Genomic DNA, 13,503 nt, shown 5'->3' with positions numbered 1-13,503 from the left:
CCCACCGGTCTCGTCCGTCGGAGAGTTGCCTCGGCTCCCGGACGTCCTAGTCGGGGATGTCCTCCGTGCTCTCCGCCGCGATGTAGGTGTACGTGTGGTACGCCGCGCCGAGCTTCAGCTCGCTGGAATCGATCACCTGGAGTTCTTCGAGCTCACCGAATTCCTCATCGGCGAGTTTCTCAGGAGACACAGCGGTCATGATTCTCTCCCCTTCGTCAACGTGATGGGAATGTGCCGTTTGCCGTGTGCGGCGCCCAGGCTAAGCCAGACCGCACGTCCGTCAACAGCCCATACGTCGTCGTTTAGTTGGGACGGCATTCAGCCAGTTCAGCGGCTCATGGAGACTCTGCGGCACCGGGGTGGCGCAGCACCCGCGACGATGACCATGACTCATAATCGCCCTCGGCAGCGGGTGGTTCGGAAGAATCGCGGACAACGCCGTATGGAGGGCACCGCCGTTGAGCTGCTGGAGGACCGTTTGTACCGCCATGTCGATGCGGCCGTGGTGCGGGCGGCGGTCTGGTGTCCGGACCACCCGGTGCGCTGGCCGGACCTGAACGGCCCGTCCGCGCACACGGAGTCGTGGCGGGCATGGCTTCAACACCTGTGGCAGGCAACGGATTTCGCCATCGCGGTCGAGTTCTCCAGCCCGGACCTGGCGAGGCGGGTGCATCAGATATGTGTCGGCGATCCGGTGCCGGAACCCGCCGTGCGGCGCGCGGTGTTGTCGGTGTTGCGCTACCTGCTGCGTGCCCGCTCACGTGCCACTCCCTTCGGCCTGTTCGCCGGTGTCGAGGCCGCTCGTACCGGGGCGACTCCCTTGCTGCGTGCGGGCTCCGGCCACCGGGCGGTCACCGGACCGGACACCGCGTGGACCGCGGCTCTGGTCGATCGGTTGGAGGAACACCGCGAGCTCCGACCCCAGTTGACGCTGCTCGCCTCCAGCCTCGCGTTCGAGCGCGACGGACGCCTGATGATCGAGCACCGATCGAGCAGTGCGCACGGCGGCGACCCCGTGCATGTGGGGATACGCGCGTCCGGGCCGGTGCGCATGGCCATGGACGGCGCACGGACGCCCGTTCTGTGGGCAGTTCTCGCGGATACTCTCTCCGCGGGCTTCCCGGACGCTTCTCCCACCGCGATCGAGAACCTGCTCGCGAACCTCGTGCGACAACGATTCCTGATCACCAGCCTGCGTCCCGCGGTCATGGCCTCCGATCCGATCGCCGCTCTGCTTGGCCACGCACAGCACCTGCCCGAGGCTGAGCTCACCGAGTTGCGCGAGGTCGCGGAGGGACTGGCACGGCACGACGACGCGACCGCCGCGGGTGTGGGTGCTCGCGCTGAACGTGCGCGGGTGAGCGCCGTGATGAGACGGCTGAGTCCCGCTGCGAAACCCGCGCTCGCCCTCGATCTGCGACTGGACTGGGACCTGGTGATCCCGGAGGCGGTGGCCGAGGAGGCGGCGTCGGCGGCCGCGGCGCTGACCCGCCTGGCACCGAGGGCGGCACTGAGCCCCGCGTGGGTCGTCTGGCACGGCCGTTTTCTCGAGCGCTACGGCCCGGGAGCGGTGGTGCCCGTCCTGGACGCCATCGACTCTCTCGGCTACCCGGCCGGCTACCTCGGTTCCACAGCTACTACGACGGGCCCGACGCTGACCGCCCGTGACAGCCGGCTGCTGGCGCTCGCGTACACCGCGGCGACAAGGCGTCGCCGGCAGGTCCGACTGGATGATGCGGCGATCGACGAACTGGCGGTGGTGGATCCCGGCCGGCCCGTGCAGCCGAGCACCGAAGTGACCGTGCGGATCCACGCGGCGAGCGTATCCGCCCTGGAACAAGGGGAGTTCACGCTGCACGTCGTCGGCGTGGCCCGTGCGGCGGGAACGGCCACCGGGCGTTTTCTCCACCTGTTCGACGCCGACGACCGCCGCCGGATGACCGACGTGTACGCCGGCCTGCCCGGCGTGCAACAGGGCGCGCTGATCGCGCAGATCAATACGACCCCGCTGTACATACGCTCGGCGAACGTCGCGCACACCCCGCAGATGGCGGAGTGGGTGATCCCCCTCGGCGAGTACCACGGCCCGGACACGGGCCGGCTGCCGGTGACGGACCTGGCCGTGACCGCCGATGCCGGGCAATTGCACCTGGTCTCGGTCTCCCGCAGCCGCCCGGTGCACACGATGCTGCTGAACGCGGTGGATCTGACCCGGCACACCCATCCGCTGGCGCGGTTCCTGATCGAGGCACCGGTGGCACTGGCCGTCCCGTGCACCGGGTTCTCGTGGGGAGCCGCCGTCTCCGGCCTGCCGTTCCTCCCCGCGCTGCGCTACGGCCGCACGGTCCTGTCCCCGGCGCGCTGGACACTTGGCCAGGACGTTCTGCCCGACGCGCGGACGCCGTGGCCGCAGTGGGACAAGGCTCTGGCCGAGTGGCGTCGTGAGGTGCTCCTGCCCGAACACGTGTACCTGGGTGACGGAGACCGGCGCATGAACCTGGACCTGGCGGAACCCTCGCACCGCGTCCTGCTCCGTACCCATGTGGAGCGCGACGGCAAGGCGCTGCTGCGTGCCGCACCGGAACCCGGGGACCTGGGCTGGACCGGCGGGCGCGCCCACGAGATCGTCATCCCCCTGGCCGCCGTGGACGGGACCCGCGCACCCGTCCGCGGGTCGGGCGATGTCGTCGATCCTGTCGGTCGGGAGCACGGCCGTCTGCCGGGCTGCGACAACCTGCTCGCCATCGGCTTGCACGGGCACCGCGACCGTCACGATGCGCTCTTGACCCGGCATCTGCCGTCCCTGCTGGGGGAGTTGGGAGAGCCCCGCTGGTGGTTCGTCCGCCACCGCGATCCCGAGGACCACCTCCGTCTCCGGCTGTCCTGCGCGCCCGGCTCACTCGGCACGGTCGTCGGGCAGGTCGGCGAGTGGACCCGGCGGCTTCGGAACGCGGGCCTGATCACCCACGCGAGCCTGGAGACGTACTACCCGCAGACCGCGCGCTTCGGCGGCCCCGCGGCGATGGAAGCGGCCGAGCTGTATTTTGCCGCCGACGCGGCCGCCGTCCTCGCCCAACTGACGGCGCGGACCGGCCCGGAGGCTCCCGACGCGCGTGCGGTCACCGCCGCGAGCATGGTCGACATCGCCGTCGGCCTGCTCGGGGACGACGCGAAGGCGATGCGCTGGCTGGTCGGGCACACCCACACGGAAAGGAGCGCCCCGCCCCGAGCGGTCTACGACCAGACCATCGCCCTGACGACATTGCTCCAGGCGCCCGGCACCCCGGTGTTGGACGCGCGCGTCACCGCGAGCTGGTCCACACGCCGCACCGCGCTGGCCGCCTACCGCAGCGCGCTTGAGGACGCGGGCACGCTGTCCCCGCAGGACCTGCTCCCGGAGCTGCTGCATCTTCACCACGACCGCATGCACGGGCCGGGACTTCCCGAGGAACGCGCACACCTGCATCTGGCCAGGGCCGCCGCACTGAGCTGGACGGCACGGGCGGGAAGAACTTCGTGACCACGACAGCCGTGGCGGGGGCCTGATGGGGCAACCGCTCAGTCGGCCTCGCCCGTCGCGGAGTCGAGGAGCGGGCCGAGTTCACGGGCCACGGTCGTCAGGGCGCGGACGTCCTGCTCGGCCCGGGCGATGAGGAGGGCACCCTCCAGGGCGCTGATCATGAGTGTGGCGAGCGAACCCGCCCGCTTCTCGGGCACGCCCATGTCCACCAGGGCTTGTGCCACCGGGCCCGTCCAGGCGGTGAACGCGTCGGCCGCGGCCTCCCGCGTGGAGACGACCGTCTCCGCACAGTCCACCGTCGCGGCGGCCACCGGGCAGCCGCCCGCGAAACCCGCGCTCTCGTACTCGTCGGTCCACTGGCGCACCATCTCGCCGAACAGCCCGCTCGGCGTCGGCTCGGCCGGCGCGTCGCGGAAGCGGGCGACGCGGTTGCCGGCGTAGCGGCCCGCCCAGCTCACCGCCTCGTTGACCAGCTGTTCCTTGCCGCCGGGGAAGTAGTGCTGGAGCGAACCGCGCGGCGCGCCCGCGTGGGCGGCGACCTCGCGCATGCCGGTGGAGGCGACGCCGTCGCGTCGGATGAGCTGTGCCGCGCTGAAGACCATCCGCTCGCGTGGCCCATGTCCGGACACCTCTGCCATCGCTCTCCCCGACCTCCGTCACCGTTCCGCGTGCTGTCCGGAGTCCACTCTATGACCGTCGTCATAGAGTGGATTACCATGACGGCCGTCATGATCGGCGACGACGGAGACGTTCCGCTTCGTCGCAGGACGGAAACGGTGGTACATCGTGGCGTACGTGGGATTCGTCGGCCTCGGAGTCATGGGGCAGCCCATGGCGCTCAACCTCGCCCGCGCGGGAACACCCATCGTGGTCTGGAACCGCACGCCCGGCCGATGTGAACCCGTCGCGGCTGCCGGGGCCGAGATCGCGGCGGACCCAGCCGAGGTCTTCGACCTGGCCGACGACATCGTGTTCCTCATGCTGGCCGACGAGACGGCCATGGACGCGGTGCTGGGCCGTGGCACTCCGGACTTCGTCCCACGGGTAGCCGGACACACCCTCGTCCACATGGGCACGACCTCGGCCGAGTACTCGGCGGGCCTCCAGGACGACATCCGGTCCGCCGGCGGGAGATACGTCGAGGCTCCGGTCTCCGGTTCCCGAGTCCCCGCAGAGCAGGGGAAGTTGGTGGGCATGCTGGCCGGGGACGCCGATGCCGTGGAAGCCGTACGGCCGCTGCTCGTCCACGTCTGCCAGGAGACGTTCGGCTGCGGCGCGGTTCCGGGCGCCCTGCTGATGAAGTTCTCGGTGAACCTGTTCCTGATCACGCTGGTCACCGGACTGGCCGAGGCCTTCCACTTCGCCGACCGGCACGGGCTCGACCAGAGCCTGCTCCGGGACGTCCTGGACGCGGGACCGCTGGCCAGCTCCGTTTCCCGGATGAAGGGGCCCAAGCTGGTGACCCGCGACTTCACCGTCCAGGCGGCGGCCGCGGACGTGCTGAAGAACAACCGGCTGATCGCGGAGGCCGCCCGCGAGGCCAATCTGGCCTCCCCGCTCCTCGACGTCTGCCATGCCCTGTACGGCGAGACGGTCGCGCGGGGTCACGGGAGCGAGGACATGGTGGCCGTGGTGCGCGCCCTGGAGGCCAGGACCGAGGGCACCGCGCCGTGCGATGCCCTCACGCGCCCTACGGAGGACCACGGATGAGCCGGACGAGTTCGAGAGCCACGGCTGAGTCGCCGTCGTGAGGGTGGGTGGCCGAGGACGGCGGACCGGCCCGGCTGACCGGGCGCGGTCCCGTACGGCGTTGGGGAGTCGGCCCTAGACGGCGGCCGCCGCGGCGTGCAGGTTCTTCGCGGCCAGGGCGAGTCCTTCGGTCTGGGAGTAGGCGGCGTCCTCGTGCTCGATGTTGACGGCCATGTCCGGGTCGACCTCGGCGAGGGCGCGCAGGAACTCGGTCCAGTAGGCGACGTCGTGGCCGACGCCGACGGCGACGAACTTCCACGCCGGGTCCTCGGGCCAGGAGTTGCACCAGAAGCCGTAGCCGGTGGGCACCTTGTCGGGTGCGTCGGCCGGTACGCGGGTGAACGAGGTGTCCAGGACGCCGCGGATGTCGGCGCCGGGGCAGAGCGTCGCGTCCTTCGCGGCGGCGTGGAAGACCAGCGGGCCCAGCCACTTGATCGAGGCGACGATGTCCATGCCCTGCCACATCAGGTGCGAAGGGTCCATCTCCGCACCGACGTTGGTAGCGCCGGTCGCGTCGACGAGCCGCTTCAGGGTGACGGGGGAGAAGACGAGGTTGTGGGGGTGCATCTCGATGGCGACCCGGACGTCGTTCTCCCGGGCCAGCGCGTCGATCTCCTTCCAGAACTCGACCGCCACACCCCACTGGTAGTCCAGGACGTCCATGTAGACGCCGTCCCACGGATTCACCACCCAGGAGGGGTACTTGGCGTCGGGGTCGGAGCCCGGGGTGCCGGACATGGTGACCACGTGCCGCACACCGAGCAGGCCCGCGAGGCGGATCGTACGGCGCAGGTCGTCCGAGTGCTTCGTGCCGACCCCGGGGAGCGGATTCAGCGGATTCCCGTTGCAGTTGAGGCCGGTCAGTTCCATCCCGCGGTCCGCGAAGGCCGCCAGGTACTCCTCGCGCGCGGTCACCGAGGAGAGCAGCAGGTCGACCGGGCAGTGCGGGGAGGGGATGAACCCGCCGGTGTTGACCTCGACGGAGGTCAGGCCGTTCTCCTTGAGGATGTCGAGGGCCTCGGCCAGGGGGCGGTCGTGCAGACAGGCGGTGTAGGCGCCGAGCTTGAGGGACATACGGGTACTCCTTGGCATGGGTGCGGTGCGGGTGGTCAGACGGAGGGAGCGACGGTGACGGCGGCGCCGCCGGCCTGCGAGGACTCGACGATCGCGCGGATGATCTCCATGGTCCGCAGCCCTTCTGCGAACGAGGCGCAGGCGGGCAGTGGTTCGGCGACTGCGGCGACCTGGTCGAGGAACGCACGGGCCTGGTAGGTGAAGTTGTCGGCGTTGCTCGCGCCCACGCCCGGCGCCTCCATCGGCACCCCGCCCGCGAAGTACGGCAGTTGGGGCCCGGCGATGATCTGGCGGGCACCCCGGGTACGGGCCTCGGGCTGGGCGTCGTCGAAGAGGTACTCGGCCGGCCGGTGCTGGTCGAACGCGGCCCGCCCGCCGACCCCGAGGATGTCGAACGCGAGCCCGTTGGGCAGCCCGAAACCGGTGCGGGTGACGGAGAAGGTGCCGACGAGCCCGGACTCGAAACGGGCCGTGAAGGACGCGGTGTCCTCGTTCTCCACCTCGCCGAACTCGTCGGAGACGGGAGCCGCGTTGTGCCCGACGACCGCGCCCAGCGGCAGCGGACGCTTCGGGATCTGCGTGGAGAGCGTGGCACCGGAGACCGAGGTGATGGGCCCGGCGACGTACTCGGCGGAGTCGATGACGTGCGAGCCGACATCGCCCAGCGCGCCGGAACCGGCACCCCCCTTGAAACGCCAACTCAGCGGCCCCCTGGGGTCGGTGGCGTAGTCACACCAGTAGCGTCCGCTGAACAGGGTGAGGTCACCCAGCTCGCCACGCCGCACGTGGTCGCGGATCGCGGCGATGCCGGGGGAGCGGCGGAAGGTGTATCCGACGGCGGTGACGACATCGGCCGACCGCTCCAACTCGGCCATCGCACGGGCGTCTTCGAGCGAACCGGCCAACGGCTTCTCGCACAGCACATGCTTTCCGGCGGCGACCAACGCCTCGGCGATCGGCCGATGCAAAGCGTTTCCTACGACGATGCTGACGGCGTCGATCGTCGGGTCCTCGGCGACGGCCTCCCAGCTCGGCGGCGCCTTCTCGAAGCCGTAGCGGCGGGCGGCGTCCTCGGCGAGCGCGGTGTTGGCGTCGGCTATCGCGACCAACCGGACCGGGGGCAGCCCAGCCCCGAACACGGTGTTGACGTTGCGGTATCCGGCGGCGTGGCTGCGTCCGGCCATACCGGCTCCGATCACCGCGACGGACAAGGGCTTGGCGGAGGAGGTCATGAGGTGTCCCTTGAGAAGAGAAGAGAGGTCAGCTGGAGGTGGGGAAATCGAAGCCGGCGGCGACCTGCTTGGCGGGCTGCGGCCGACGGGTGGTGACGACCTCGGGGCGGGTGCGGGTGCGGGTGCCCTCGGTGCCGTGGACGGGGGAGTCTCCGATGAGAGCGGCTTCCCAGCCGCGGAAGGAGTGGCACGACGTGGGCAGTGGTTGGTGACCTGACGGGCGCCCGCCCCGGCGCCGAGCGGCACGACGGACACGTCCTCCTTGGGCCCGTACCGAGCGGAGAGTGAGCTCCGCTCGGTACGGGCGGAGGGCAGCGCGAACGTCCCACCGTCCGCACTGCTGATCAGGGCCGCGGAGGCGCGCGGCAGATACAGGACCAGGAACTCGGAGTCTCCGGTCGACAGGGTGTGTGCCTCGCCCGGTTTCAGAGTCAGGAGCCCGAAGCCGGAGCATTCCCGGTCTGCTGACTCGGGCGTAGCCGGGAAGTCGTAGCGGCCGCTGCCGCCGAGGTGACCGCCGAAGGAGGAGACCTCGGCAAATCCGGCGAAGCGCTGCGCCCGCGCTGAAATGTCATGTCGATGGTGTGTTACGACGCTGCGGCGAGGTACTCGTCGATCTTCGCGCGCATGAACAACGAGGACTCCTTGGCCCGTTCCTCCCACGCGAAGACGCACGCCGTGAGGGTGCCGTCGAAGTCGTTGTCCCGCAGGGCCCGGAACAGTTCGCCGAAGTCGACCTCGCCCTCGCCCATGTCGAGATGCTGGTGGATCCGGGCGGTGGTGCCGGGAGGGTTGAGGATGTAGCGGTTGCCGGAGGATGCGTTGTGGTCGAACGCGTCGGCCAGGTGGACATGCGTGAGCAGATCGCCCGCGTGCCGGATGATCCCGGGGGCGTCGTCGCCGATGTGGAAGGTATGCGGGGCGCAGTACAGGAAGCTGACGCTCGGGTGGTTGATGCCCCGTATGAAGTCGACCGCCTGGTGGCCGTCCTCGATGAAGTCGTCGGGGTGCGGTTCCAGGGCGAGTTGGATGCCCTCCTGCTCGAACAGCGGGAGGAGTTCGTCCATCGACTTCCAGAACTGGGCCTCGCTGCGGTCCGCTTCCTCGGGCCGGCCGTTGAACTCCGAGATCATGCTGTCCACGCCCAGTTCGGAGGCGATCTGGATCGACCGCTTCCAGTAGCGCACGGCGGCCTGCCGGGCGTCCTCGTCGGGACCGGACCAGCGGAACAGCGGCAGCAGGGAGGAGATCCCGACGCCGGCCGAGTCCAGCGCCTTGCGGAACTTGCGCACGGTCGCGTCGTCCACCCGTGGGTGCCGGAAGAACGGGATGAAGTCCTCGCGGGGCGACAACTCGATCCACTCGTAGCTCAACTCGGCCACCACACCGGGCAGTTCGAGCAGCGGGACATGACGGATCATGTACGGGTCGAGGGCGATCTTCATGAGGGAATGCCTTCGGGTATAGGGGGAGCGGGGGGGGTGCGTCGGACGAAGCGGTCCGCTCGCGCGGGGTGCGGCTGGTGTCCGGGGCGCAGTCAGCTGGCGATTTCGGCCGGGGCCGTGACGTTCTCGCCTTCGGGGAGTTCGCCGATGTCGACGCCGCGTACTTGGGACAATTCGTGTTTGAGTGCGGCGAGTTCGGTGCCGCCGGCCATGTGGTTGGTGAGTTCTTCGAGGGTGATGTCGCTGCGTTCGGCGGAGAGTTCCATGGTGCCCAGGCGCAGGACGCTGAAGTGGTCGCCGACCATGTAGGCGTGGTGGGGGTTGTGGGTGATGAAGATGACTCCGAGTCCGCGTTCGCGGGCCGCTGCCACGTACTTGAGGACGACACCGGACTGTTTGACGCCGAGGGCGGCGGTGGGTTCGTCGAGGATGAGGACGCGGGCGCCGAAGTAGACGGCGCGGGCGATGGCGACGCACTGGCGCTGGCCGCCGGAGAGGGTGCCGATGGGCTGGTCGAGGTTGTCCAGGACGATGCCCATGTTGCGCAGTTCCTCGTCCGCGGTCTTCTTCATCCGCTCGATGTCGAGACGGCGGACGGGCCAGGGCCCTTTGGTCATCTCGGAGTCGAGGAAGAAGTTGCGCCACACCGGCATCAGCGGCACGACCGCCAGGTCCTGGTAGACCGTCGCGATGCCCCGGTCGAGTGCCTGGCGGGGGGTGGTGAAGTGGACGGGTTCGCCGTCGACGAGGAACTCGCCCTCGGTGTGCTGGTGCAGCCCGGAAATGATTTTGATCAGCGTGGATTTGCCGGCGCCGTTGTCGCCGAGGACGCAGGTGACCTGGCCGGGGCGGACGGTGAGGTCGACGCCGTGCAGGGCACGGACGTTGCCGTAGGCCTTGCCCGCGTTGCGCAGTTGGACGAGGGGGTGGTCGCCGCCCTCGGGCACGGTGTCGGTCAGGATCGCACCGTGGGTGCCGGTCGTGTTGTCGGTCATGAAGGTCACCTCCGGGTCGCGGTGCGCTGGACCCACAGATTGATGAGGACGGCGCCGAGCAGCATCACGCCGAGGAACGCCTTGAACCAGTCGGGGTTCCAGCCGGCGTAGACGATGCCCTGCTGGACCATGCCGAACATGAACGCCCCGAAGACGGGGCCGATCGCCGAGCCGGCCCCGCCGGTCAGCAGACACCCGCCGATCACCGCCGCCGAGATGAAGATCAGCTCCTGGCCGACGCCCTCACCGGACTGCACCGTGTTGAAGGAGAACAGCTGGTGCATCCCGATGAACCAGGCACCGAAGCCCACCAGCATGAACAGCGAGATCTTCGTGAACGCCACCGGCACACCCACGGCGCGGGCGGAGTCCTTGTTCCCGCCGACCGCGAAGATCCAGTTGCCGTACTTCGTCCGCATCAGCACCCACGTCGCGATCGCCGCGAACACCAGCCAGTAGACGATGGTGATCTTCACGTTGACGCCGCCGACCTCGAACGACGAGGCGAAAACCTTCTTCGCCTGGTCGAAGCCGTCCATGTTGCTGATGTCGTCGGTCGCGACATTCCCGGTGACGAGCTTCGTCACCGCGAGGTTGACGCCCTGCAGGATCAGGAAGCTGCCCAGGGTGACCAGGAAGCTCGGCAGTCCGGTCTTGACGACCATCCAGCCGTTGAGGAACCCGATCGCCAGCGACACCAGCAGCGCGACGATGACACCGACCCATACGTTCATGGTCAGTTGGTAGCTGAGCATCGACGCCGTCAGGGCGGAGGTGATGACGGCGACACCGGCGGAGAGGTCGAACTCCCCGCCGATCATCAACAGTGCCACCGGCAGCGCCATGATCCCGATCGTCGACGAGCCGTAGAGGATGTTCGCCATCGAGGCGCCCTCGCGCACCGGCGGAGCAGCGGCGAAGAAGAACACGTACACCGCGAGGGCCCCGAGGAAGACTCCGACTTCAGGCCGGGCCAACAGCCTTATCGGCAAGGGCCGTTCAGAGGTCCGGCCGTCGGTTTCCTTCGGGCCGGGGGCCGGCGGTGAGGTCACCGCCGGCTCGGCGTGCTGGGTCATGCCCGTCACCGGGTGCCCTTCGCGGCGAACTCGGCGACCTTGGCGACGTTCGTCTTGTCGACGAAGGCAGGACCGGTCAGCACAGGGGCCTCACCGCCACCGCTGTAGTTGCCGTTCGTCTTGTAGAGCCACAGCGAGTCGACCGCCAAGTAGCCCTGGAGATACGGCTGCTGATCGACGGCGAACTGGATGGTGCCCGTCTCAATGGCGGAGATGAGGTCCTTGTTGAGGTCGAACGTGGCGACCTTCGCCTTGCTGCCCGCGTCGGACACCGCCTGCACGGCGGTCAGTGCGAACGGCGCACCGAGGGTGACCACGTCGTCGATGGTCTTGTCCTGGGTGAGCTTGGCGGTGATCGTCGACTTCACCGACGGCATGTCCGTGCCGTTGACGTACAGGATGTCGGTCTTGCCGCTGAAGGTCTTCTTCACGCCGGCGCAGCGCTGTTCGAGGTTGATGTCGCCCTGAGCCTGGATCACGCACAACGTGTGCTTGACGCCGGTGGAGTTGAGCTTGGTGCCGAGTGCCTGGCCGGAGACGGCCTCGTCCTGCCCGAAGAAGGACAGCAGGCCCTGCTTCTTCCACTCGCTCAGCCCGGCGTTGAAGCCCACGACGGGGATGCCGGCCTGCTCGGCCTTGGCGACGACGGCCTTCATGGCGTCGGGCTTGGCGAGGGTGACCGCGATGCCGTCGACCTTCTGGTCGATCGCGTTCTGCACCAGGTTGGCTTGGTCGGCGGCCGTCTCGTCGTTGGAGTAGATGAGCTTGACGTTGTCCTTGGCCGCGGCGGCTTCGGCGCCCTTGCGGATGGTGTCCCAGAAGGTGTCGCCGGAGGGTGCGTGGGTGACCATCGCGATCGTCATACGGGGAGTGGTGGCCTTGCCCGCCGCCGCGTTGCCGGTCGACTCCTCGGACTTCTTGCCCCCGGAGTCGCTGGAGCAGCCCGCGAGGGCGAGCGCGGCCACGGTGGCGGCGGCCACGACGGGGAGGACTCTGCGGGAGCGGGAGCGGGGAAGGGATGTACGGCTCATGGTTCGTGCACCTCGCTGTGCGACTGAAAGAGGTAGCAGGGCGGTAGGTCCGCAGCTGCTTGATGGGCCGGGGTCGGGATTCGGGACGGGGGATCGGAGGCGGCTCACCGGGAGCTGTGGCGGCCGGACGCGCCGGCCGTGACCGCTTGTTCGCCTTGTGGGCGGTGTCGTCGGTGAGTGAGTGTCCCCGCCGATCGCGGGCGATGCGCCAACGGTCTTCGTCGGAACATCAGGACAATTTAAAGCGCTTTAATTCCTGGTACTATCGACTCGTTTCGAGAGCGTGTCAAGGGCGTTGCGCGAGAAGATTGCGGCCGGGAGGCACAGTGGAGGACGTCGGGGCGGAACGTCGCCGGACAGCCGCGAAGAAGCGCCCGAGGCTGGAGGACGTGGCGGCACGCGTAGGTGTGTCCACCGCGTCCGTCTCCCTGGTGCTGCGCGGTGTGGCGGGTCCGAGTGAACGCACTCGGCAGCGTGTCCTGAAGGCCGCCGCGGACCTCGGCTACCAGGTGGACCGCACCGCCAGCCTGCTGGCCAGCAGGCGCACAAGGATGCTCGGCGTCATGGTCGACATCCACAGCCCCTTCCACGCGGACCTGGTCGAGCACCTCCACTCGGCCGCAGAGGAGGTCGGCTACGACCTCGTCCTGAGCACCCAGACCCGCACCCGAGACGAGCGCACCGCCGTCGAGACGCTGCTGGCCTTCCGCAGCGAGGCACTGATCCTGCTCGGCCCGACCACCCCCGTCGACACGCTCGCCGCACTCGACGGCAAGGCGCCGGTCATCGTCGTGGGCCGCCGTATCGAGGACGGACAACTGGACGTGGTGCGTACCGCGGACGACGACGGCGTGGGGCAGATAGTCGACCGACTGGTGGCGCTCGGGCACCGCGAGATCACGTACGTCGACGGCGGCAAGGGCGTGATCGCCACCGACCGGCGTCGCGGATACCGCACCGCCATGCGGCGCCACGGTCTGGACGCGCACATCAGTGTGCTGCGCGGCGACCACACCGAGGCGGCCGGCGAGCGTGCCGCCCGCCACCTCCTCGAAGCGGGTGAACTGCCCACCGCCGTGGTCGCGTTCAACGACCAGAGCGCGATCGGTGTCCTGGCGGGTCTCGCCCGTGCGGGTGTCTCCGTCCCCGGCGAGGTGTCCGTCGCGGGATACGACGACGACAGACTCTCCCGCCTGAGCTGCTTCGACCTGACCACGGTCAGCCAGGGAGCGGAGGAGCAGGCGCGCTACGCGGTGGCCGCCGCCGTGGAACGCCTCGACCAGGGCCGTACGGAGCCCCGAGAGGTCGTTCTCGCTCCGCACCTCATCGTCCGCCGCACCGTGGCCGAGCCGCGCTGATCGGGTCCGCGTCGACGGCGGAG

Annotated in this window: 11 protein-coding genes; 3 read left to right on the top strand and 8 right to left on the bottom strand. The window is 69.4% G+C overall.

Translation table 11 applies throughout. The features are described from left to right. Positions 1 to 46: 46 nt before the first annotated feature. Complete coding sequence (locus tag ACIRRY_RS19740; protein WP_280882897.1) at positions 47 to 199, bottom strand: hypothetical protein; 153 nt, start codon at positions 197 to 199, stop codon at positions 47 to 49. A gap of 243 nt (positions 200 to 442) precedes the next feature. Here ACIRRY_RS19740 and ACIRRY_RS19735 point away from each other — a divergent pair, with 243 nt between their 5' ends. After that, on the top strand, positions 443 to 3,520 hold the full coding sequence (locus ACIRRY_RS19735) for a lantibiotic dehydratase (RefSeq protein WP_403974183.1): 3,078 nt from the start codon (positions 443 to 445) through the stop codon (positions 3,518 to 3,520). Positions 3,521 to 3,558: 38 nt separating this feature from the next. Here the strand turns inward: ACIRRY_RS19735 and ACIRRY_RS19730 are convergent, their stop codons facing one another. Then, positions 3,559 to 4,158 (bottom strand): TetR/AcrR family transcriptional regulator, encoded by a 600-nt coding sequence (locus ACIRRY_RS19730; protein WP_403974181.1) that lies wholly within the window; start codon positions 4,156 to 4,158, stop codon positions 3,559 to 3,561. Positions 4,159 to 4,306: 148 nt separating this feature from the next. On the opposite strand from ACIRRY_RS19730, the gene ACIRRY_RS19725 reads away from it, so the two are divergent. Beyond that, entirely contained in the window at positions 4,307 to 5,230 is a 924-nt protein-coding gene (locus ACIRRY_RS19725; RefSeq protein ID WP_403974179.1) for an NAD(P)-dependent oxidoreductase, read from the top strand. 114 nt (positions 5,231 to 5,344) lie between these two features. On the opposite strand, the gene ACIRRY_RS19720 is transcribed toward ACIRRY_RS19725, so the two are convergent. From ACIRRY_RS19720 to ACIRRY_RS19695, 6 genes are all read right to left on the bottom strand, one after another. Then, complete coding sequence (locus ACIRRY_RS19720) at positions 5,345 to 6,343, bottom strand: sugar phosphate isomerase/epimerase family protein (RefSeq protein WP_403974177.1); 999 nt, start codon at positions 6,341 to 6,343, stop codon at positions 5,345 to 5,347. 35 nt (positions 6,344 to 6,378) lie between these two features. Then, positions 6,379 to 7,575 carry a Gfo/Idh/MocA family protein gene (locus tag ACIRRY_RS19715; RefSeq protein WP_403974175.1) on the bottom strand — a complete coding sequence of 399 codons (1,197 nt, stop codon included), beginning with the start codon at positions 7,573 to 7,575 and terminating at the stop codon, positions 6,379 to 6,381. Between the two features lie 587 nt (positions 7,576 to 8,162). After that, positions 8,163 to 9,020 carry a sugar phosphate isomerase/epimerase family protein gene (locus ACIRRY_RS19710; RefSeq protein WP_403974173.1) on the bottom strand — a complete coding sequence of 286 codons (858 nt, stop codon included), beginning with the start codon at positions 9,018 to 9,020 and terminating at the stop codon, positions 8,163 to 8,165. Positions 9,021 to 9,112: 92 nt separating this feature from the next. Then, a complete protein-coding gene (locus ACIRRY_RS19705) occupies positions 9,113 to 10,015 on the bottom strand; it encodes an ATP-binding cassette domain-containing protein (protein ID WP_403974170.1) in 903 nt (300 codons plus the stop codon). Between the two features lie 5 nt (positions 10,016 to 10,020). Then, the gene (locus ACIRRY_RS19700; RefSeq protein WP_403974167.1) at positions 10,021 to 11,091 is read right to left on the bottom strand and encodes an ABC transporter permease; all 1,071 of its coding nucleotides are present in this window, start codon (positions 11,089 to 11,091) and stop codon (positions 10,021 to 10,023) included. Between the two features lie 5 nt (positions 11,092 to 11,096). Further along, complete coding sequence (locus ACIRRY_RS19695; RefSeq protein ID WP_403974165.1) at positions 11,097 to 12,122, bottom strand: sugar ABC transporter substrate-binding protein; 1,026 nt, start codon at positions 12,120 to 12,122, stop codon at positions 11,097 to 11,099. Positions 12,123 to 12,502: 380 nt separating this feature from the next. Here ACIRRY_RS19695 and ACIRRY_RS19690 point away from each other — a divergent pair, with 380 nt between their 5' ends. Continuing rightward, positions 12,503 to 13,480, top strand: coding sequence for a LacI family DNA-binding transcriptional regulator (locus ACIRRY_RS19690; protein WP_403974587.1), 978 nt, complete (start codon positions 12,503 to 12,505; stop codon positions 13,478 to 13,480). Positions 13,481 to 13,503 lie beyond the last annotated feature (23 nt).

This window comes from Streptomyces sp. NPDC101776 (assembly GCF_044766845.1).
Taxonomy (GTDB): domain Bacteria; phylum Actinomycetota; class Actinomycetes; order Streptomycetales; family Streptomycetaceae; genus Streptomyces.
Note: the sequence above shows the minus strand (reverse complement) of the source record. Positions and strands in the feature narration are given on the sequence as shown.

What these genes read in the sequence shown, in the direction of transcription:
- ACIRRY_RS19740 (WP_280882897.1), bottom strand. Translation starts at nt 199, where the DNA reads ATGACCGCTGTGTCTCCTGAGAAACTCGCCGATGAGGAATTCGGTGAG.
- ACIRRY_RS19735 (WP_403974183.1), top strand. Translation starts at nt 443, where the DNA reads ATGGAGGGCACCGCCGTTGAGCTGCTGGAGGACCGTTTGTACCGCCAT.
- ACIRRY_RS19730 (WP_403974181.1), bottom strand. Translation starts at nt 4,158, where the DNA reads ATGGCAGAGGTGTCCGGACATGGGCCACGCGAGCGGATGGTCTTCAGC.
- ACIRRY_RS19720 (WP_403974177.1), bottom strand. Translation starts at nt 6,343, where the DNA reads ATGTCCCTCAAGCTCGGCGCCTACACCGCCTGTCTGCACGACCGCCCC.
- ACIRRY_RS19715 (WP_403974175.1), bottom strand. Translation starts at nt 7,575, where the DNA reads ATGACCTCCTCCGCCAAGCCCTTGTCCGTCGCGGTGATCGGAGCCGGT.
- ACIRRY_RS19710 (WP_403974173.1), bottom strand. Translation starts at nt 9,020, where the DNA reads ATGAAGATCGCCCTCGACCCGTACATGATCCGTCATGTCCCGCTGCTC.
- ACIRRY_RS19705 (WP_403974170.1), bottom strand. Translation starts at nt 10,015, where the DNA reads ATGACCGACAACACGACCGGCACCCACGGTGCGATCCTGACCGACACC.
- ACIRRY_RS19700 (WP_403974167.1), bottom strand. Translation starts at nt 11,091, where the DNA reads ATGACCCAGCACGCCGAGCCGGCGGTGACCTCACCGCCGGCCCCCGGC.
- ACIRRY_RS19695 (WP_403974165.1), bottom strand. Translation starts at nt 12,122, where the DNA reads ATGAGCCGTACATCCCTTCCCCGCTCCCGCTCCCGCAGAGTCCTCCCC.